This is a genomic window from Alkalihalobacillus phoenicis (assembly GCF_047302405.1).
In the GTDB taxonomy this organism is placed as follows: Bacteria; Bacillota; Bacilli; order Bacillales; family Bacillaceae_D; genus Alkalihalobacillus.
The window spans coordinates 582,839-602,195 of record NZ_CP154853.1; the positions used below are offsets into that span (position 1 = coordinate 582,839).

22 protein-coding genes, 2 tRNA genes, 1 pseudogene and 1 other annotated feature (1 of these 26 only partly in view) are annotated in these 19,357 nt (G+C 37.0%); of the genes and pseudogenes, 19 read left to right on the forward strand and 6 right to left on the reverse strand.

All coding sequences use genetic code 11. From position 1 onward, the window contains the following. Positions 1-48 precede the first annotated feature (48 nt). The 9 genes from AA0017_RS02605 to AA0017_RS02645 all read left to right on the forward strand — a co-directional run bounded on the left by AA0017_RS02605 (position 49) and on the right by AA0017_RS02645 (position 6,843). Positions 49-492, forward strand: a complete 444-nt coding sequence (locus AA0017_RS02605) for a MarR family winged helix-turn-helix transcriptional regulator (protein ID WP_413379258.1) — start codon at positions 49-51, stop codon at positions 490-492. 35 nt (positions 493-527) lie between these two features. Further along, positions 528-1,328, forward strand: a complete 801-nt coding sequence (gene racE, locus AA0017_RS02610) for a glutamate racemase (protein WP_413379260.1) — start codon at positions 528-530, stop codon at positions 1,326-1,328. A gap of 1,152 nt (positions 1,329-2,480) precedes the next feature. Beyond that, positions 2,481-3,593 carry a GerMN domain-containing protein gene (locus tag AA0017_RS02615; protein WP_413379262.1) on the forward strand — a complete coding sequence of 371 codons (1,113 nt, stop codon included), beginning with the start codon at positions 2,481-2,483 and terminating at the stop codon, positions 3,591-3,593. A 173-nt stretch (positions 3,594-3,766) separates the two neighbouring features. Then, positions 3,767-4,528: a ribonuclease PH gene (gene rph, locus AA0017_RS02620; RefSeq protein ID WP_413379264.1), complete on the forward strand. Its 762-nt coding sequence runs from the start codon at positions 3,767-3,769 to the stop codon at positions 4,526-4,528. After that, the gene (locus tag AA0017_RS02625) at positions 4,529-5,128 is read left to right on the forward strand and encodes an XTP/dITP diphosphatase (protein ID WP_413379266.1); all 600 of its coding nucleotides are present in this window, start codon (positions 4,529-4,531) and stop codon (positions 5,126-5,128) included. Positions 5,129-5,161: 33 nt separating this feature from the next. Then, positions 5,162-5,686 carry a metallophosphoesterase family protein gene (locus AA0017_RS02630; RefSeq protein ID WP_413379268.1) on the forward strand — a complete coding sequence of 175 codons (525 nt, stop codon included), beginning with the start codon at positions 5,162-5,164 and terminating at the stop codon, positions 5,684-5,686. A 564-nt stretch (positions 5,687-6,250) separates the two neighbouring features. After that, positions 6,251-6,321 (forward strand) — tRNA-Gly (locus AA0017_RS02635). A 9-nt stretch (positions 6,322-6,330) separates the two neighbouring features. After that, a tRNA-Arg gene (locus AA0017_RS02640) sits at positions 6,331-6,407 on the forward strand. Between the two features lie 190 nt (positions 6,408-6,597). After that, the gene (locus tag AA0017_RS02645; RefSeq protein WP_413379270.1) at positions 6,598-6,843 is read left to right on the forward strand and encodes a hypothetical protein; all 246 of its coding nucleotides are present in this window, start codon (positions 6,598-6,600) and stop codon (positions 6,841-6,843) included. A gap of 163 nt (positions 6,844-7,006) precedes the next feature. Here the strand turns inward: AA0017_RS02645 and AA0017_RS02650 are convergent, their stop codons facing one another. The 4 genes and pseudogenes from AA0017_RS02650 to AA0017_RS02665 all read right to left on the reverse strand — a co-directional run. Continuing rightward, positions 7,007-7,354, reverse strand: coding sequence for a DUF1878 domain-containing protein (locus AA0017_RS02650; protein WP_413379272.1), 348 nt, complete (start codon positions 7,352-7,354; stop codon positions 7,007-7,009). A 293-nt stretch (positions 7,355-7,647) separates the two neighbouring features. Further along, positions 7,648-7,839: a hypothetical protein gene (locus AA0017_RS02655; RefSeq protein ID WP_413379274.1), complete on the reverse strand. Its 192-nt coding sequence runs from the start codon at positions 7,837-7,839 to the stop codon at positions 7,648-7,650. Between the two features lie 174 nt (positions 7,840-8,013). Beyond that, positions 8,014-8,304, reverse strand: coding sequence for a hypothetical protein (locus AA0017_RS02660; protein ID WP_413379276.1), 291 nt, complete (start codon positions 8,302-8,304; stop codon positions 8,014-8,016). A gap of 650 nt (positions 8,305-8,954) precedes the next feature. Further along, positions 8,955-9,092: pseudogene (locus tag AA0017_RS02665) on the reverse strand (IS4 family transposase); the annotation flags it as partial. Positions 9,093-10,479: 1,387 nt separating this feature from the next. Here AA0017_RS02665 and AA0017_RS02670 point away from each other — a divergent pair. From AA0017_RS02670 to AA0017_RS02710, 9 genes are all read left to right on the forward strand, one after another. Further along, positions 10,480-11,223, forward strand: coding sequence for a hypothetical protein (locus AA0017_RS02670; RefSeq protein ID WP_413379278.1), 744 nt, complete (start codon positions 10,480-10,482; stop codon positions 11,221-11,223). Positions 11,224-11,225: 2 nt separating this feature from the next. Then, entirely contained in the window at positions 11,226-11,363 is a 138-nt protein-coding gene (locus tag AA0017_RS02675; RefSeq protein WP_413379280.1) for a hypothetical protein, read from the forward strand. 83 nt (positions 11,364-11,446) lie between these two features. Then, the gene (locus tag AA0017_RS02680; RefSeq protein ID WP_413379282.1) at positions 11,447-11,797 is read left to right on the forward strand and encodes a hypothetical protein; all 351 of its coding nucleotides are present in this window, start codon (positions 11,447-11,449) and stop codon (positions 11,795-11,797) included. A 98-nt stretch (positions 11,798-11,895) separates the two neighbouring features. Further along, a complete protein-coding gene (locus AA0017_RS02685; protein WP_413379284.1) occupies positions 11,896-12,330 on the forward strand; it encodes a hypothetical protein in 435 nt (144 codons plus the stop codon). Positions 12,331-12,973: 643 nt separating this feature from the next. Next, on the forward strand, positions 12,974-13,639 hold the full coding sequence (locus AA0017_RS02690) for a DUF1801 domain-containing protein (RefSeq protein ID WP_413379286.1): 666 nt from the start codon (positions 12,974-12,976) through the stop codon (positions 13,637-13,639). Between the two features lie 107 nt (positions 13,640-13,746). Next, positions 13,747-14,070: a bacillithiol system redox-active protein YtxJ gene (gene ytxJ / locus AA0017_RS02695; protein ID WP_413379288.1), complete on the forward strand. Its 324-nt coding sequence runs from the start codon at positions 13,747-13,749 to the stop codon at positions 14,068-14,070. Further along, positions 14,070-14,309 carry a glutaredoxin family protein gene (locus AA0017_RS02700; protein ID WP_413379290.1) on the forward strand — a complete coding sequence of 80 codons (240 nt, stop codon included), beginning with the start codon at positions 14,070-14,072 and terminating at the stop codon, positions 14,307-14,309. Before ytxJ ends, AA0017_RS02700 begins: the two co-directional genes overlap by 1 nt. Positions 14,310-14,470: 161 nt before the next feature. Beyond that, a complete protein-coding gene (locus AA0017_RS02705) occupies positions 14,471-15,325 on the forward strand; it encodes a patatin-like phospholipase family protein (RefSeq protein ID WP_413379292.1) in 855 nt (284 codons plus the stop codon). Between the two features lie 193 nt (positions 15,326-15,518). Further along, positions 15,519-16,058 carry an MOSC domain-containing protein gene (locus AA0017_RS02710; protein ID WP_413382343.1) on the forward strand — a complete coding sequence of 180 codons (540 nt, stop codon included), beginning with the start codon at positions 15,519-15,521 and terminating at the stop codon, positions 16,056-16,058. Between the two features lie 44 nt (positions 16,059-16,102). On the opposite strand, the gene AA0017_RS02715 is transcribed toward AA0017_RS02710, so the two are convergent. Beyond that, complete coding sequence (locus tag AA0017_RS02715; RefSeq protein ID WP_268746794.1) at positions 16,103-16,234, reverse strand: hypothetical protein; 132 nt, start codon at positions 16,232-16,234, stop codon at positions 16,103-16,105. Between the two features lie 273 nt (positions 16,235-16,507). Then, entirely contained in the window at positions 16,508-16,921 is a 414-nt protein-coding gene (locus tag AA0017_RS02720; RefSeq protein WP_413379294.1) for a hypothetical protein, read from the reverse strand. Positions 16,922-17,435: 514 nt separating this feature from the next. Here AA0017_RS02720 and ilvD point away from each other — a divergent pair. Further along, positions 17,436-19,103 carry a dihydroxy-acid dehydratase gene (gene ilvD, locus AA0017_RS02725; protein WP_413379296.1) on the forward strand — a complete coding sequence of 556 codons (1,668 nt, stop codon included), beginning with the start codon at positions 17,436-17,438 and terminating at the stop codon, positions 19,101-19,103. Between the two features lie 4 nt (positions 19,104-19,107). Further along, positions 19,108-19,357 (forward strand) — a binding site (T-box leader) (it continues 9 nt past the right edge of the window).

A 19,357-nucleotide genomic window follows, 5' to 3' on the forward strand; every position in this document is an offset into this window, starting at 1 on the left:
TTTCGTTTATACATAAGGAGCATACACAATAATAGGGAGGTGCGGTATTTGGAGGAGCAGCAGGTTATAGAAATCGAACGTTCTTTACGAATGGTAGCACAAATGATTAAACAAAAAGGACGGGAGATTCTTACTCAATTTCCAATTACGCCACCACAATTTATCGCCTTACAATGGTTAAGTGAAAAGGGAGATATGACGATTGGTGATTTATCCGGAAGAATGTATTTAGCCTTCAGCACTACGACCGACTTAATTGATCGAATGGAAAAGAATGAGTTGGTTGAAAGAGTGCGTGATCAAAATGACCGTCGAGTCGTACGAATTCATTTATTAAATAAAGGCAAAGAAATTATTGATGAAGTGATTGTACAAAGACAGGATTATTTAAAAGAAATTCTTCATAATTTTTCGTCAGAGGATGTTGATTCATTTGAGAAAAATTTACGAGGCCTTTACGAAGAAATGAAACGCTCTAGAGTAAAACAATAGCAACAAAGAGATTCTTAGAAATTGAGGGAAGTAGATTGAATAAACCGATTGGTGTCATTGACTCCGGCTTAGGTGGTTTAACGGTAGCGAAGGAATTATTAAGACAGCTACCAAAGGAAGAAATTATTTATATAGGCGATTCGGCAAGATGTCCATATGGACCTAGAACCCCTGAAGAAGTACGTGAGTTTACATGGCAAATGATTAATCGCCTTGTCGATGAAGGAATCAAAATGCTCGTGATTGCTTGTAATACGGCAGCGGCGGTTGTATTAAATGAAGTGAGTGAAACGTTAACGATCCCGACAATTGGGGTCGTGCATCCAGGTGCGGTCAGTGCCTTAAAAGTAACTCAAAATGATCATGTTGCGATTATCGGAACAGAGGGAACGATTAAAAGCCAAGCGTATGAAAAAGAATTAATGGCGATTAATAGTCAGATTGAAATTGAAAGTTTAGCCTGTCCAGCGTTTGTTCCTTTAGTTGAAAGCGGGATTTTTAGAGGAGAGACAGCAACTGAGGTTGTGAACCGTACGTTAAGTTCCTTAAAAGGGAAAAAATTTGATACGCTGATTTTAGGCTGTACCCATTACCCGTTATTAAAAGAGCCGATTCAAGAAGCGGTTGGTCAAGAGGTGCGATTAATTTCATCAGGCGAAGAAACGGCCCGTGAAGTAAGTAGTTTATTATATTATCAAGGTTTGCTCTATACAGGGAAACGAGTTCCTAAACATCGTTTTTACACAACAGGAGGGGCTGCACAATTTAAACGCCTTGCCGATCAATGGCTTGAAATGAATGTGGAATGTGTTCGGCATATGCAACTCGTAGATTAAATAGAGCGGAAAAGGAATGGAACTGCTGAATTTTTTAGCAGTTTTTTTGTGCGGTTTTGACGAGCAAGAGCCGATTCAAAAGAGACGAATGAAGTCAAAAGAACGTAAGGAAGAGTGGGGAAGGGAATCATAGGTCATCAATGATGTCGGAAGCAAGTGAATCAGAGCCGTAAAGGGAATCATAGAGTGTCAATGATGCCAAAAGCATATGAATCAGAGTCGTAAAGGGAATCATAGAGTGTCAATGATGCCAAAAGCATATGAATCAGAGTCGTAAAGGGAATCATAGAGTGTCAATGAAGTCAAAAGCATATGAACAAGAGCCGTAAAGGGAATCATAGGTCATCAATGATGCCAAAAGCATATGAATCAGAGCCGTAAAGGGAATCATAGAGCGACAATGAAGTCGGAAGCATATGAATAAGAGCCGTAAAGGGAATCATAGAGCGTCAATGAAGTCGGAAGCAAGTGGATCAGAGGAGTAAAGGGAATCATAGAGTGTCAATGAAGTCAAAAGCATATGAATCAGAGCCGTAAAGGGAATCAGAGGTCATCAATGATGCCAAAAGCATATGAACAAGAGCTGTAAAGGGAATCATAGGTCATCAATGATGCCAAAAGCATATGAATCAGAGCCGTAAAGGGAATCATAGAGCGACAATGAAGTCGGAAGCAAGTGAATCAGAGTCGTAAAGGGAATCATAGAGTGTCAATGAAGTCAAAAGCATATGAACAAGAGCCGTAAAGGGAATCATAGGTCATCAATGATGCCAAAAGCATATGAATCAGAGCCGTAAAGGGAATCATAGAGCGACAATGAAGTCGGAAGCATATGAACAAGAGCCGTAAAGGGAATCATAGAGCGACAATGAAGTCGGAAGCATATGAACAAGAGCCGTAAAGGGAATCATAGAGCGTCAATAAAGTCAAAAGCATATGAATAAGAGAGGGAAAGCAAATCAATATGGAAATACAACTGAATTCACTAAAGCGACTTCATTACATCAGTTGATTTCTTTAGAACTTCTCTCCTTTAGGGAACAACGCTCATTCATTTTGTCTTTAAGAATTAAAAAAGATTTGCATAGGTAGGTCTATTCTGGAAATAAGCTCGTATACATAAAAGTACAAACTATCTAAGGAGGGAAAACAATGCGCAAAATGTTACGTAGAGGGGTCCCTGTGCTTTTATTTGTGGCGTTAACGGCTACAGCTTGTTCTTCGGGATCAGATGATGCGATGAATGATATGGATGCTCCGCCGGTCCAATATGTAGAAGATGAGGATGAACTCGATTTAGATGAAGACGATCCAGGTGAAGCGGATGATGAAGAAGAGCAAAATGAAGAGAAGGATGGCGATTCACCAGAAGATGGTGTCGATGAAGCAGTAGCGGATTTGGTTGAGCGAGAAGTTTATTTATTTGATCAAAACGGACTAGTTGTTCCACAAACGATTATGGTGCCAAAAAACATTGAAGTTCTCCAGCAATCACTTGAATATTTAGTGGAAGGTGGACCGGTAACAGAATTGTTGCCAAGTGGTTTTAAAGCGGTATTACCTCCTGGAACGGAAATGAATGTCAACTTAAAAGACGGAGTGGCGACAGCTAATTTCTCAGAAGAATTTAGGGAATATGATCCGAATATGGAACGGGAAATCGTTGAGGCGATTACGTGGACTTTGACTCAGTTTGAAACGGTTGAAAGTGTCAAAATCCAAATTAATGGCTATGAGCAAAAGGTGATGCCACACCAAAGCACACCAATTGGTGAAGGGGTAAGTCGTAAAGATGGTATCAATTTGGAAACCGCGGGTCTTGTTAATCTCGTGAATTCAGAAAGTGTTACCCTTTATTTTTTAGGTGATAATGGCGAATATACTTACTATGTTCCTGTGACGAGAAGTGTTGCGATTGGTTTGGATAATCCCTATCAAGTAGCTGTAGAGGAACTATTATCAGGACCACTGCCTAATACGAGTTATCACTTATTATCCGATATCCGTGGGGCGACATTATTGGATGAACCTATTTTTCAGGATGGGATCGTGACCTTAAATTTTAGTGAGGAGCTGTTAACTGGGATCGAAACAACGGCTGTTTCTGAAACGGTCCTGAACATGCTCGCTTTAACATTAACTGAACAAGAGGGGGTTGAGGAAGTAGCTCTATTAGTGGAAGGTAATGAGGAAGTCATGATGGAATCTGGTGAAGTTGTTGAAACTATAACAAGACCAAAAGATATCAATACAGGTAAATACTAAGTCTTATCTATTGGAAATAAAATGATGAACAAATTGCTGTTAAAGCTAAAATTCTTTATAATGATATAGGAAAAAGATAAAGAGGAGCAGATGCTACCTCTTTTTCCCTTTTTAATGAAAGTAAAAGTAGGTTGTTTAGGGTTCGATAAGTAAACCCGCTCAAGGAGGATATTATGAGAACGGATGAAAGAAAATCAAATCAAATTAGACCTGTAAAGTTGGAATTGAACTATACGATGCATGCAGAAGGGTCTGTACTTATATCAATGGGACAAACAAAGGTCATTTGCACAGCCAGTATTGAAGACCGGGTTCCACCATTTATGAGAGGACAGGGTAAAGGGTGGATTACCGCAGAATACTCGATGCTCCCAAGAGCGACAGAACAACGGAATATGAGGGAGTCAACAAAAGGAAAAGTAACAGGACGGACGATGGAGATTCAGCGTCTTATTGGACGAGCATTACGCTCAGTCATTGACCTTGGGAAGTTAGGGGAACGAACATTATGGATTGATTGTGACGTCATTCAGGCAGATGGAGGAACGAGAACAGCCTCCATTACAGGTGCGTTTATCGCTTTATCACTAGCGATTCATAAATTAAAAGAAGAAGGTAAATTAAAAGCATGGCCGGTAAAAGATTTTCTTGCAGCGGTTTCAGTTGGGGTTAATTCTGAATCAGAGGTGTTATTAGATTTATGTTATGAAGAGGATGCGACGGCTGAAGTGGATATGAATGTCGTGATGACAGGAGCCCATCAATTTGTGGAAGTACAAGGAACAGGAGAAGAAGCAACGTTCTCAAGACAACAGTTTAATCAATTATTAGATTATGCAGAGGAAGGGATTGAACAGCTTTTCCTCATTCAAAAAGAAGCATTAGGAGAAGAAATTAGTCAGCTTATTTTAGCAGCGAAAAAAGAGGGGAAATAAATGGCACAAACATTAATTATCGCAACCAAAAATCAGGGGAAAGCGAAAGAGCTTGCTTCCATTTTTTCTGAAGACGGTATCGAGGTTAAAACCTTACTTGATTATCCAGAAATCCCTGATATTGTAGAAGATGGAGAAACTTTTCAAGAAAATGCTTTAAAAAAAGCAAGTGTAATCGCCAAAGAATTTCAACTACCCGTTTTAGCAGATGACTCTGGTTTAATCGTTGATGCTTTAGGGGGAGAACCTGGTGTCTATTCCGCTCGTTACGCTGGAGAGGGAAAAGATGATCGTGCCAACCTTGAAAAAGTTTTGCTGGAACTAAAGGGTGTTCCAATTGATAAAAGGACAGCTCGTTTCCATTGCACATTAGCTCTCGCTTTTCCAACAGGAAAGTCATATTTTTTTGAAGGTGATTGTGAAGGGATTATCACAGAGGAGCCAAAAGGTCACGGTGGATTTGGGTATGATCCCATTTTCTTTGTACCTGAAAAAGGGGTAACGATGGCTGAGCTCGAGCCTAGTGAAAAAAATAAAATTAGTCATCGGGCGAAAGCGATTGAAGCATTAAAGGAAAATCAGCATTTGCTAAAAGGATAGTTGAAAAGGGCATTAGGAGAGGAGCGTAAGTGGATGAAATTTTTAATTTTAAGCGATAGCCATAGCTGGCAAGGTGAATTAAAGCCGATCATCGACAGACATAAAGAAGAGGTCGATTATATGATCCACTGCGGTGATTCTGAATTACAAGGAACTGACGCTGTCTTAAAGGATATGATTGTCGTACGAGGAAATTGTGATTACGGTGAAGACTTCCCAGAAGAGGTATTGGAACAGCTAGGACCAGTAAAACTATACGTTACACATGGCCACCTCTATAATGTCAAAATGACGGCCACTAATTTAACTTATCGGGCAGAAGAGGTCGGAGCTGAACTCGTCTGCTTTGGCCATTCTCATATTGCCACAGCATTTGCTGAAAATGGGATCGTCTATATTAACCCAGGCAGTATTCGACTTCCGTTTCGTCCAGCTCGGACGCAAACCTATGTTATTTGTGAGGTGGATGAAGCAAACATTCGTGTGACCTTCCATACAATCGACGGAGCTGAGTATCCAGAGCTATCAGAGCAATTTGAACGAGTGGTAAAGGGGTAAGATTAGATTTAAACGGAAAACCGACAGAAGAGGCGTTCAGCGAGTTTATCGCGGGGCGCTTTTTTTGAAAAGGAGAGATTTGGAAGCAAGAAAGTGAGAAGGGAATCGGTAAAAGTGGTACCCAAAGAGAGATGGTGACAAGAAAAGAGGAAGAGTGAAGTGAAAAGTTGTATCCAAAGAGAGGATGACAAGAAAAAGAGGGATTAGTGGCCAGGCGAAATGGGTTCATAAAATTAAATGAAGATATATTTAGGTCTTAAGGCAGTTTGCAAGAAAGCGTCAAAAATGTCGAAGCGATTAATCTAGATGTAAATATAATGGTTCATGACATTAAATACATGATTGCTTAACCTAATGCCAAACTGTATAATGTCAATATACTTCAATGAGTTAAAAGCCAACTTCCAACCGATAAGATAGGTTGGCTTGGTTTTGTTCGATTGAAAGAAAAAATATAATTTTTTTATTGGAAACTGTTGACTTGAAGTTGATTATGCTGTATATTTATAAGCGTCGCAAGTGATTGAAACAAAATGCTCCAAGCAAAATTTCATTCTTTAATATGCGGGTGTAGTTTAGTGGTAAAACCTCAGCCTTCCAAGCTGATGTCGTGAGTTCGATTCTCATCACCCGCTTTTTATTTTGTCCCAGTAGCTCAGCAGGATAGAGCAACGGCCTTCTAAGCCGTCGGTCGGGAGTTCGAATCTCTCCTGGGACGCCATTGATGCTTTGAAAAATTCAATAACCACAACGGTTTGATAGTTTTAGGGATAACTAACAGTATTTTAACCTTAGTTAAAAATCCTCAAAAAATCGTTACATAGAAAATCAACTTCCAAATATCATTTTGGGAGGTTTTTTGTTTTGGCTAAGAAAAAAAGGTATTCGATGTTTCAATAAAAACGGAATTATTGAAACCGAAGCAGGAACAGCAAATTTCAAAAGGAATGTCTTCTGAAAAGGCATTAGTAATGATTCAGCATCAAATGAAACTGAATGGCTATCGTGAACGGACATTGAAAGGTTATAACGATATTTTCAATCACTTTCTTAAAGCAACTGGTATTGTGTATCTTGAAGATATTACCGTTCATACTCTTTACGTTTGCCTAGAGAGTATGAACGTTTATGGATTGAACATAGCAATGCACGTATGATGTTAGCGAAAATTGATATGGAAGAAAGGTCATAAACAATGTTGACACCCTCGGCGGGGTTCAAGAAGCATGGTTCCTCACCGAGGACGGTTTATATGAAGTGTTAATGTAAGCACGAAAACCAATTACTAAAAAAACACCCCCGAAAGGATGTTTCTGTACTTCAGTCTTTGTTTTCCATATAAAATTTGTACTTTTGCATATCACCGTAAAGCGTTTCAAAAACTTCTTCCCAGCTACCTTGTTTATGGTTCGTTTGCGCTAAAAATTCAGCAAAATGGTAATCATGATTGCATTGAGGTACAGTGTCATACACTCTTTGCTCAAAAGATCCATGAAAAACCTTTTCGCCAGCGTCGATCATATCTCGATATTCTTGAAAAAGGTCTGCAATAGCACGAGTTTGTTCCCTCGTTACTTTGTATTCAAATAGTAATCTAGAATATTCGCTGTTTTCAAATAGTAATTCTTGGCGAAATTCTATAAAATCCAATCTTTCCTCAAGAGTCATAATATCACCTCCAGTTACTAATATTCGACATGTGGTGCTATTTTTCTGCAAGATGATACAAAAGTTACGAAATAAAAAACAACCGCCATTGACCAAGCAGTGGCGATTGGTGAAGTGTTACTTTTTACTTTTGAAATAATCTGGACTAGTGGACAAACCACATTGAACGCAAATTTTGTCGCCAGTTTGTGTGCCAAGATGATATTCTTTAACCAAATGTGGATGATCACACGGCTTGTCGCCCTATTCTTTTCTCAATTTCAGTGCTTCAAGCATTTGCATATAATTGGCTTCTATTCTTCATTTTCTACTTCTTGAAAGAAGATAGCAACGTTGTTATCAGTAGAACCTTCATATGGTTGAGGTACTAAACTATGAAACTCCCAACCATCATTTGCTTCTTCATTAAGCAACGCTTCAAATTGGCCAATTGGACCATTGTCGTGTAAGTCTCTTACTTTTACAGCTTTATAAATTTTCCCCAACGTGAATCGCCTCCTTAATTTACTTCAATAACAATATTCACCAATATATTTCAAAAATCCTGCAAAATAAGACGAAAAATACCATCACTGGTTACGGTTTTGTTATATGTGTGATAAGAAATTTCACAGGACAAAAATAAACCGTAAGTGTTGGTCACTGACGGTTAGTAATAATTAAGAAAATATTAACGCAGCTATCAATAAGTTCAGACCGTTATTTTTAACATTGAACTTACGTCTGTAATCATTGCCATTGTATGTGTTAAACCATTCTTCAAGATATTTTTCTGTTTGTGGTTTAACAGCAAAGTCTGTTAAATTTGGAAGAGCGTATTTTTCACCTAGATACTTAAACAATTTCCTATTTAAACATTTTTCTTCAACCAATCTTACATCTTCTTTCGCTCCTTTGTCGATTAAATGATTAATTAATAAAGTTGGAAATTTCAAACCTTTACTGCTCATAATATCACCTCTAATGTACCAATATTCGACGGATAATAGCAAATTACTTCCATATATCTAATTTATATATTTTGCTATATAAGTAAAAATTTTAATGTTAATATTCAAAAAAATAAAGTTTGAAAACTGCTTTACACTTTCATTTCAATACATAAGTACAGAGGTGGGAAAGCATGAAAAAAATAGTTGCAACATATGAAGGAATAGATATTGTGTTTCAATCAATGCAGATGCCACAGAAATATTAAATATCCCAAAAAACGATATTCAAACATTCATTAACAATGGTAAATCGCACTACTATGGATATATTTTCAAAGTAAGTGAAAATCAGTAGTTTCATATGAATATATGCTATAATATAAGTGCTTGCAATGAAGTGGCGAAGAGGACAGACCCAACATGTCTTGTCAAGAGGCAACAGTAGCTCTGAATCCTGCCTCTTCAAAGAGGTGAACGTCCCAATGGAATTGAACATTCGCATTCAAGTGAAAGTTCCCATTGCTACCATAGGAATACTTTGGGTTATGATGAACTTATTCCTATGATAATGGCAAGCATTTGCCTTTGACCCAAAGCAAAGAGACCTTGATAAAGTCGTTCCTTAACGGAGCGGCTTTTATTTTTTTCTGATACCTTACATATGAAATACGCTCACCGTGGTAGACCGCCCAAGGAAGACGTGTTTTTCCAACCGTAATAGTTGTTGAGTCGATAATTAAGAGATCCTTCACCTTAGAAAGGTTCATTGCTCGACGAGTCATTCGATTACATTTGGAAACGACTACATCATTCGAATCGAGGAACTGTGATGGATTACAATGCCTTTTATGCCGAAGTTGCTGAGTAGATCAATTTAAGCAATCAACAAGCGATTAAATATGGTATGCGTGATGAACGGTTCTGGGCGTGGGTGGTGCAATTAATTGGCCAGATTTGTAACAAGTACGACAACAGTCCTTTAGTCAAAAGATAAATGACCATGTTGTTTGAATGGCTTGACGATATCTATCATGTGACAATAAGTGAATGGGACAGGCAAATTGCGGAGCTGAAGCAAAAGCAAGAAAAGAAGGTAAGTAAAACAACCTTAAAGCCAACTGGTCGGTGCAAGTGTGGTTCTGAAGGTTTTAACTAAAAGCGGTACCGGGGAAATTAATTAGAACGTGTCACTTATGCAAGAATGAGAAAGAGCTGTTGCAAAAGCAATGGCTGAACTAGCAGAAAAAGAAGCAAAAAGAGATCGTCGGTACCAGAATACGATTTTACTTTTGGAGAGTTATAGGGGAGTGGTCGGCCCCTTGTGAAAACATTAAAGGTGAATTGCTAGAGGTTGATAAAAAATCGATTCAGGACTTAGATTTAGGTGAAATCAATTTGAAATCTATTGAGCCTATAAAGAAAAGTCGGACGAAGACAATCGCTATGGTCATGTTCATTTATTCGAAGGTAAAGGCTTATAAAGCAATGTGCACGTAAGATGAATTGATCAAATTTCTCATTCTTGAGAAGAAATATATCAATTCAGTTAAGCTGACAAATAAACAAATTGCAGAGAGGGAAAGCATTGAAAAATTGGTTTTTTATACTTAAAACAAGCAACCGAAGATATCCAAGTTTTGTTTTTGGGGTAGAGGCGATTCAGTTTAAGTGAAAAGGATCTTAAATAGCGAATCGGAGGTAATTTTGATTTGAATATATATTTTGTAGTTTTTGTTGCGGGATGCGATGGGAACTCCCTTAGAAATGATGTAGTGGAATATGAAATTTAAATAAGTGACATTAAGGACATAAAAAACGTAGAAGCGATGATTGAAGAAAAGTGGTTTGGAGATGACCGAGAAATTACATTGGTTAATTATACAAAGATTTAATACCTTGCAAAAGATGAACAGATTGATCAAACGCGGAACAAATGCGAACTCTTCCGTGTTAATATGATAGTCTACCATAAATGAGATTCAAAAAGGTTTAATTAGGGAAAGCGCCCGTCATTTTTTTTCAAGAGAATCGAGGTGCTTTTTGCTTACACCAGTAGTCAAAAAACACCACTTTTTTAATGCTATTTGATAAATTTCTATTAAATTCTTCTTTTTTTTTTAAAATGCAGGAAAAAAGTCATGATGTGTTGTATTATTTATAATATTCATAAAGATTTTTTGGGGGTTTATTTTATTGGAAACCGTAAAAGAATGGATAGAAATACTATATTATTTAAGTGGAATTCTACTGGTAATTGGGTTATATTTTGCGTATAGGCAAATAATAGTAGCTAATAAAAGTATCGAGCTAGCTACTAAAAATATTGATTTAGTTCGAGAACAAATTGCCTCAACCAATGAACAGGTTAAATCAGCTTCAGAACAACTTGACTTAATGAAAAAGGATTCAAACGATAGGCATAAAAGAGCATCTGTTGAAAAAAGCCTTGAGTATTTATCACTTTATGCGAATAATATATTAGTTGAAGAAGAACAATTTGTTTTAAATTTAAGAAATATGGAAATAGATAAAGAAGATGACAAAAGCTTATTTACAAGGGATTTTAAAATTGACCCCAATTCCTTAGAAGAGGATATGCTAAGAATCGTAATTGAGAAGCAAAATCTTGGCTTAATTCATATTTTTAATAGGTTAGAGTATTTTAGCATTGCCATACTTTGCGGTTTAGCAGATGAGGAAATAGTTTTTATTCCAATTTCTAAAAGTTATTGTAATTTTATAGAGTGGAATTACCAATACTTATCTATTTTAAGATATGAAGGTACACCATATAAAAATCTAGTCGAACTATATAATGTATGGTCGAATAGACTAGAAGTCGAAAGATTGACCTTGCAAGTTAAAGAAACAGAGGATATGATAAAACAAAGGGATGGTATTCACAAAAGATCACCAATTGGTGTTTCGGAGGGATGATTATGTCAGAAGAACTAAAAAGGATGACAAAGGAAGAACTTGTGGCACTTCTGAGAAAGAATATTCGAGAAGAAACTAATGATATCAGTAAAAAAGATATTATAATCAACAATATAGAAAAAGAGCTAGTAACCAGTTAGGACATCCATAACGGGTGTCTTTTTTATTAGATGCAGGAAAATAATCCCTTTTGTCGAATAGAATGGCGAAGAGGAGGGGGCTCATGTACGGTGATATCAAGAAAGACTTAGCTCTAGATTATTTAGAAGATTTGTTTTTGGAAATTAGTCATAACATTCATATGGCGTATGAATTTGCAACTAAATATCAAAATAATGAATATGCACATCAACAAATGCTTGCACTAATTACTATGTCTCATAATAGTTATTTACACGCTAGGCGGCATGTTAGTGAAAAAAGTCTCGAAGTTGAAGAAATCAGACAATTTTGGTCAGTGTATGATGGGGTAAAATCAGCTTTACTTTATAAAAGTAACATTACTGAAATGCATGATAAATTCATAGATGTAATGGGAAAATTAAATATTAAATTTTATAACTGGAATAATTAAAGATTGAGGTATCTCATTTATGAGGTGGCTTTTTTATTGCTATTACTTGGTGAAAGTCCCGTAATATTTACATGGATTAGAAAAAAGGGGCTGTTATGATGAAATTGAAACTGTGTTTGCTATTAATCTTTTTATTATTTTTAACTGCTTGTGGTGACATTCTTGTGGACGAAGAACCAGAAGCTGTAGATGAGGCAGAGTTAGTCGAAGAATTAAGTGTCGATGAAATTGAAGAAGAGATTCTTTTCTCGGGTATGGGTGAAGATGATTTACTTCAATCTTTAATTTTTGAAGGTGGAGAAATCAAAGTGATTATTGAACTAGCTGAGGATGAGCTTTTTTCTTCAGAAGATATGGCAGTTACAAGATACAGTCAAGCTTCTGATGCTTTATTAATATATGAAGGTTGGGAAGTATTGACGATTGAATATACTGAGGTTGGAGTAATCAGCATTGACCGTTCAGAATCAGAAACGAATGAATTGGATATGGATTATTTCCCAGTAGATATAATTGAACAGAATTTAAATTAAATGAATTAAGGCATCCGGTTGGATGTCTTTTTATTTTGAGGTGATTAATGTGGCCTTATTAAAGCTCTGCAATTGTGGACAGAGAATATCGATTAATTTGAAACGGTGTGCAGCGTGCTAGACCATTTATGAGCAAAAGCAAAAGCAAAAGGATAGGCATAAGGCATATGACAGGGTAAAACGTGATAAACAAGTAGCAGCTTTTTATAACAGTAAGTCTTGGGATTTAACGAGAGCAGATGCACTAAGACGTGATAATGTTTGTGCCAACATTGTTTGAAACGTAAGAAGATAACTATTGCTGATATGGTCGATCATATTATCCTCAGTCTTCTCATCTTTTCCTTTTTATAACCAAAACGGAGCAAGCGGAATCCCTCGCAGGAAGCCAATAACCAAGCCGAGGAAGCGAAGGGGATGCAGCTTGCGGAGTATAACTAATTTTTTTATTGTATTGCCTCTACTTTCATAATCATTTTCTCAACTCTATTAATAAGCGAACGATTGACTCAGTGTCGTTTTGCCATAAAAGCTTAAATTTTGTAAAATAAGAGGGTATCAACATAAAAAGTTGACAGTAATATGTACGTTTTTAATGCTTATAACTCTCAGCAGAATAAAAAGTGGAGAGAGGTATGAATAGATGATAAATAGTAGATTAAATCCCACAGTTGATGACTTTTTAAGTAAGGCTGAAAAATGGAAAGAAGAATATGAGAAGTTGAGAGAGATTCTGCTTGATTGTGAGCTGACTGAAGAATTTAAGTGGAAGCATCCCTGTTATACAATTGAGGGTAAAAACATCGTGTTAATGCATGGATTTAAAGAATATTGTGCCCTTCTTTTTCAAAAAGGTGCTTTGTTAAAGGACCCACAGCGCATTCTAATCCAACAAACAAAAAATGTACAGTCAGCACGCCAAATTCGCTTCAACAATGTTCAAGAAATAACGGAAATGGAAACCGTATTAAAAGAATATATCAATGAAGCGATTAAAGTTGAAAAAGCAGGTTTGAAAGTAAAAACTAAAACACATGAAGAGTTTATTATTCCTGAAGAACTTCAAAATAAATTTAATGAAAATCCAGATTTGAAAATCGCTTTTGAAGAATTGACTCCTGGGAGACAAAGGGCCTATATTCTTCATTTTTCTACCCCAAAACAGTCTAAGACACGTGAGTCAAGAATTGAAAAAAACATACAGAGAATACTCAAAAGAAAAGGGTTAAATGATTGTATTTGTGGACTATCTAAAAGATTACCCAATTGTGATGGCTCTCATAAATTAGAGAATGAAAAAGAAAATTAAACGTAACAGAGTCATTATAAGCATCTTTTTTTCGAATATGATACAGTTAAATTATTATAGCTTTACCGCTTACAAAGAAAAAGTGATCAAAAAGGATAGGTGTTAAAATGGGAATTAAACAACTAACGACCATCGAAGAAATGAATCAATTTGTTAAACAATCTGGGAAACAGCTGCTTTTCAAACATAGTACGACATGTCCGATCAGTGCTAAAGCCCACGAGGAATTTTTAGCGTTTGTAAAAGAGACTGATGCTTCTGCTGCAGTTGTACATGTCATTGAAGATCGTCCAGTATCCAACCAAATTGCTGAAGACTTTGGGATTAAGCATGAATCTCCGCAAGTTTTTTTACTTAATGATGGTGAGGTAACTTGGAATACGTCGCATTGGAAAATTACCAAAAAAGCTTTACAGGAGGCGACGGCTTAATGAGTCAGCAAGTGATTGTTTATTCAACAGATGGTTGTGTCGAGTGCAATTATGTGAAGAATATGTTAGAAGAAGAAGGAGTTTCATTCGAAGTTAGAGATGTGATGGCAAGTGAAGAATACCAACAAGAAGTAGAGAAGTTTGGTTTTATGGGTGTGCCTGTGACTGTATATGGAGACCAAGCAGTTAAAGGTTTTACACCAGAGCTAAAAGAAATTATTGAACAAGCAAAGAAATAAAAGTTGAAGGACACCAAAAGAGCCTCATTGGCCTATGGTGTCCTTTTTAGTTGACGAGTGACTTTTTCCTAATTACTAAACTCAAGCATATTTCTCCTTGCTTCTGACAATATTTGTTATAATAAACTTTGTATGAACAGAAAGAAAAGGAGTTTTGATATATGGTTCAAGCTGGTTTAGTGCTAGAAGGTGGCGGGAGCCGTGGTGTTTTTACGGCGGGTGTTCTTAAACTTTTAATGGATGAGGAAATCTATCTTCCTTATGTGATTGGAGTTTCGGCAGGGGCTTGTAGTGGCTCTTCTTATATTTCGAGGCAAAAGGATCGAAATCGAGCGGTCAATATGGATTTCCTCGACCATGCCGAATATTTATCATTTCGAAACTATGTGAAAAAAAGAGAGCTTTTTGGTATGGACTTTCTGTTTGAGCGTTTACCGAATGAATTGGCTCCTTATGATTTTGATGCTTATAGTCAGGCGGAAGAAGAATTTGTCGTTGGAACAACCGATTGTATGACGGGGGAATCGGTTTATTATAAAAAATCAGAAAAACATGCTCCTAAAGACTTATTAACGATTTTAAGAGCATCGAGTTCGTTACCTTTTGTTGCTCCCGTTGTTCCTTTTGATGAGCGAATCTTAATGGATGGTGGCATCTCAGACCCAATTCCAATTAAACAATCGGTTAGAGAAGGGAACACAAAAAATGTGGTTGTATTAACTCAAAATCGTGATTATATCAAAAAACCTCAATCTTTCGGATGGTATTTCCGCAAAAAATACCGGATTTATCCCGGGCTCATAAACGCTGTCGCAAAAAGACATCATGTGTATAATGAGACCCTTCAATACATTCGGGAGGAAGAGAAAAAAGGAAATATTTTTGTGATTAGCCCAATAGAAAAATTAGAAGTGGGTCGTGTTGAAAGAAGTCGTGAAAAGCTCATGCACTTATATGAACAAGGTCAGTATGAAGCGAAACAACTTGTCCCAGCTTTAAAGGAATTTTTAAAATGAAAAAGTCATTTGGATGGAACCTCTATTATTTGTATAGGGGTTTTTAAAGTTTCTAGCTAGGGGGCTCTATTTTCATTGAAATGTGGTATTTTTCCTACCATAGTATGCTATATTTTGTATGAGTACATCTAGAGACGGGCGGAGAAACATCTTGATTGAAGATAAAATCTAAGGGGCTGAGGATATGGGAGATATGATTGGAAGTGTACTTGCTGTAAGCTTAAGCGAACATCATACTTTTAGTAAACAAAATCGAGAGAGGATTCATTTAGTGAAAGGGTTAGGAGTAGAAGGAGATGCCCATTTTGGAGCTACAGTCAAACATCGCTCGAGAGTCGCTCAAAATCCAAATCAACCTAATTTAAGACAAGTACATTTGCTTCAAGCTGAATTGTTTGAGCAATTAAAGGAGCGATTTTTGATCAAACCTGGTGAAATGGGAGAAAATATTACGACTACCGGAGTGGATCTCTTAAAATTACCGGTTGATACGGTTTTAGGAATTGGCTCTACCGTAAAAATTCAACTAACGGGCTTACGTAATCCGTGTGCACAAATTGATCAGTTTCAATCTGGTTTAATGAAAGCTGTTTTGGATAAGGATCAGGATGGGAATTTGATTCGAAAAGCAGGAGTGATGGCCATTGTATTAGAAGGTGGATCTATTTGTCCAGGTGATTCTATTCATATTCAGCTGCCTGAAAAACCATTTAAGCCATTAGAGCGAGTTTAAGAATGGTTAGCCGTACAAGACTCTTACCTTGTACGGCTCTTAGACTATAAGTTAAGCAAAATCGTGATGAGTGTTCCTGTTGCCGTTGCGATTGCTATGATAAATTGTGCGGGCAGTTCGATATGCGTTTCTCGTTTTCGACCTTTACCATCCTCCTTATTAAAGTAAAATTTCATGAAGTAACCTCCCTTCAATCAAAAGTTTGAATCACTGTCATAGTTCTAGTCTTTCCACAATAGAGGTTGTCCTATGAGTATTTTGTGAAGAAAAATGAACCATTTTATTCGACAAAAAACTCATACGCCTCCATAAAAAAGCACTCTGTCCGTCAACACCTAAAGCCCTGACACTTTTAGACAATATGAAAAAAGCAGATGAACTCTTGAATAAGAGGTTACCATCTACTTTTCACATCGTTTTGGGGTAGAAATCTGTTTAGCTATCCAAATTTAAAACCGTACCAAACCATATATCGCTGGTAGATTCGATTGTTTGGCCAAATACTCATCACATAACTCAGCATTCGTTATCTGTGTCGGATCATAAAAAAGCACATGCCACCTCTTTTTTCGAAGCTGTTTGATAATGCGTTTTTCTTTTTCTTTACTGCAAGCTTCTACAAAAGCCAGACGATATGGGACGAGAGCAATATTAATTTGAATTCCACCTACATACATTCTTGGTGTTGGATAATATAGCTCAGAAAAAAGTTTTTGGTAGAGTAGTTTTTCGGCTTCTGTCTTACAGTCGTTGAAGCGGTCCTTCACAAGAATAAGAGAAGCTCTTTTGTTTGATCTTAATCTTATGAACGGTAGTTTCTTTGTAAAGTATATTCGTTGAAAAAATCGTTTGCGTACGCTCATGTTTATCACCCAATTATAGTTTGTCCAAAAACTTTTATTTTACACGGCTTTAATTTTGTAAAAATCTCTCTTTTTTGATCTGACAAATTGGCAAATTGTTCACTGGACAAACGCTAATTCTTTTCTTTTTCTTCGATTATCTAAGGTTAAAAAATGAATGGTATTTTTTTTATTAAAATAGTGAAATGTCCACCGATCTTTGCTACTTCAACATGTAAACGCATTCAAGTATTAGAGATAATCAAAATTGTCTAATTATTTTAATAAAAGTGGTTGACCATAAGGAAGAATCAGCGTATCATTAATTTCAATAATAAATAATTCAATGTATAAGAACATTTGTCCTCTCAAGAAGGATATTCAACTTAATTTACGGTCTTAATTTTCCGAATAGTAAGTATAAGTTGATTCACACATTCTATCTAATTCCTAATAGAATAATGACACTAGAAAAAGAAGGAATATTTAGAATAAAGATAATATGAGAATATGCAACAGATTGGGAGAGATAGTAATGAGAAGTAACATGATTAAGAAAGGGATTGACAGGGCGCCACATAGAAGTCTACTTCGTGCTGCTGGTGTAAAAGAAGAGGATATGGATAAACCGTTTATCGGTGTCTGTAATTCTTATATAGATATTATCCCTGGTCATATGCATTTGAATAAATTTGCTGAGGTGGCAAAGGAAGCGATTCGTGAAGCTGGTGGGATTCCATTTGAGTTCAATACGATAGGTGTTGACGATGGAATTGCGATGGGACATATCGGAATGAGGTATTCATTACCAAGTCGTGAAATCATTTGTGATGCAGCGGAGACAGTTATTAATGCTCACTGGTTTGATGGTGTGTTTTATATACCTAACTGTGACAAGATTACCCCAGGTATGCTAATGGCGGCAGTTAGAACGAATGTGCCAGCTGTATTTGTATCAGGTGGTCCAATGGAAGCAGGTCGAACAAAAGATGGTGAAAGCTTGTCTTTAGTTTCTGTTTTTGAAGGAGTTGGAGCATTCTCGTCAGGAAAAATGACAAGGGAAGAATTGCTCGAAATTGAACAAAGCGCCTGTCCAACATGTGGTTCCTGTTCTGGGATGTTTACAGCGAATTCGATGAACTCCCTTATGGAAATGCTCGGCTTAGCTTTACCAGGAAACGGAACAATTGTTGCGACCTCTAATGAGCGTCACAAATTAATTAAAGATGCGGCAAAGCATTTAATGAACTTAATAGATAAAGACATTCGTCCTCGTGATATTGTGACGAAGGAAACAATAGATGATGCATTTGCTTTAGACATGGCAATGGGTGGTTCGACCAATACAGTTCTTCACACATTAGCGATTGCTCATGAAGCAGAGATTGAATATGACTTAAATCGAATCAATGAAGTAGCTGAACGAGTTCCATATTTATCTAAGATTAGTCCAGCTTCTGATTATTCAATGGATGATGTCCATCATGCTGGTGGAGTTAGTGCCATTATTAAGGAACTTTGTAGCATAGAAGGGGCCGTACATCCTGAGCGTTTGACGATTACTGGTAAGAGTTTATATGAAAATGTGAAAGACGCAGAGATTACAAATGATGATGTCATTCGTCGTAAAGATAACCCGTATAGTCCAGTTGGCGGATTATCGATACTATATGGTAATCTCGCACCAGATGGAGCGGTTATAAAAGTCGGAGCTGTTGATCCTTCTATTAAAGTATTTGAAGGGGAGGCCATCGTTTATAACTCTCAAGAAGAAGCACAAGAGGGAATTGATAATGGAGAAGTTAAAGAAGGCCATGTGGTAGTCATTCGTTATGAAGGACCAAAAGGTGGACCGGGAATGCCAGAAATGCTTGCACCAACCTCTAAGATTGCAGGTAAAGGGTTAAGCACGAAGGTAGCTTTAATTACAGATGGTCGTTTCTCAGGAGCTTCAAGAGGGATTTCAATTGGTCATATTTCCCCAGAAGCCGCTGAAGGTGGACCGATTGCTTTTATTGAAAATGGCGAAAAGATCCGTATCAACTTAACAAATCGGACGATTGAATGGTTAGTTAGTGCGGAAGAACATGCCAATCGTAAAGAAGGTTTTGTAGAACCAGAACCGAAAGTGAAAAAAGGTTATTTAGCTCGTTATTCGAAATTAGTGACTTCTGCCAATACTGGTGGAGTCATGAAAATCTAATAAAAAACAAACGTTGAAGAGGTAAAGTAGTTATATGTCTGGACTTCTACAGAGAGCCGTGATTGCTGGAAAGCGGTGTTGTCACATATGATGAAAGTCCCCTCGGAGTGTCGATCTGAACGTAAGCTTAGTCTACTAGGATTGACCGGGTGTACACAGCACTCGTTATTAAAATGAGATGAACGATTTGTTCATCCGTAAGATCAAGGAAACTTGATGAACAAGGGTGGTACCGTGGAAAGATAAATCTTTTC

Coding starts and splice junctions, on each gene's coding strand:
- AA0017_RS02615 (WP_413379262.1), top strand. CDS start 2,481: ATGCGCAAAATGTTACGTAGAGGGGTCCCTGTGCTTTTATTTGTGGCG.
- rph (WP_413379264.1), top strand. CDS start 3,767: ATGAGAACGGATGAAAGAAAATCAAATCAAATTAGACCTGTAAAGTTG.
- AA0017_RS02625 (WP_413379266.1), top strand. CDS start 4,529: ATGGCACAAACATTAATTATCGCAACCAAAAATCAGGGGAAAGCGAAA.
- AA0017_RS02630 (WP_413379268.1), top strand. CDS start 5,162: ATGAAATTTTTAATTTTAAGCGATAGCCATAGCTGGCAAGGTGAATTA.
- AA0017_RS02650 (WP_413379272.1), bottom strand. CDS start 7,354: ATGACTCTTGAGGAAAGATTGGATTTTATAGAATTTCGCCAAGAATTA.
- AA0017_RS02660 (WP_413379276.1), bottom strand. CDS start 8,304: ATGAGCAGTAAAGGTTTGAAATTTCCAACTTTATTAATTAATCATTTA.
- AA0017_RS02675 (WP_413379280.1), top strand. CDS start 11,226: ATGTCAGAAGAACTAAAAAGGATGACAAAGGAAGAACTTGTGGCACTT.
- AA0017_RS02680 (WP_413379282.1), top strand. CDS start 11,447: ATGTACGGTGATATCAAGAAAGACTTAGCTCTAGATTATTTAGAAGAT.
- AA0017_RS02685 (WP_413379284.1), top strand. CDS start 11,896: ATGAAATTGAAACTGTGTTTGCTATTAATCTTTTTATTATTTTTAACT.
- AA0017_RS02690 (WP_413379286.1), top strand. CDS start 12,974: ATGATAAATAGTAGATTAAATCCCACAGTTGATGACTTTTTAAGTAAG.
- ytxJ (WP_413379288.1), top strand. CDS start 13,747: ATGGGAATTAAACAACTAACGACCATCGAAGAAATGAATCAATTTGTT.
- AA0017_RS02700 (WP_413379290.1), top strand. CDS start 14,070: ATGAGTCAGCAAGTGATTGTTTATTCAACAGATGGTTGTGTCGAGTGC.
- AA0017_RS02705 (WP_413379292.1), top strand. CDS start 14,471: ATGGTTCAAGCTGGTTTAGTGCTAGAAGGTGGCGGGAGCCGTGGTGTT.
- AA0017_RS02710 (WP_413382343.1), top strand. CDS start 15,519: ATGATTGGAAGTGTACTTGCTGTAAGCTTAAGCGAACATCATACTTTT.
- AA0017_RS02715 (WP_268746794.1), bottom strand. CDS start 16,234: ATGAAATTTTACTTTAATAAGGAGGATGGTAAAGGTCGAAAACGAGAA.
- AA0017_RS02720 (WP_413379294.1), bottom strand. CDS start 16,921: ATGAGCGTACGCAAACGATTTTTTCAACGAATATACTTTACAAAGAAA.
- ilvD (WP_413379296.1), top strand. CDS start 17,436: ATGAGAAGTAACATGATTAAGAAAGGGATTGACAGGGCGCCACATAGA.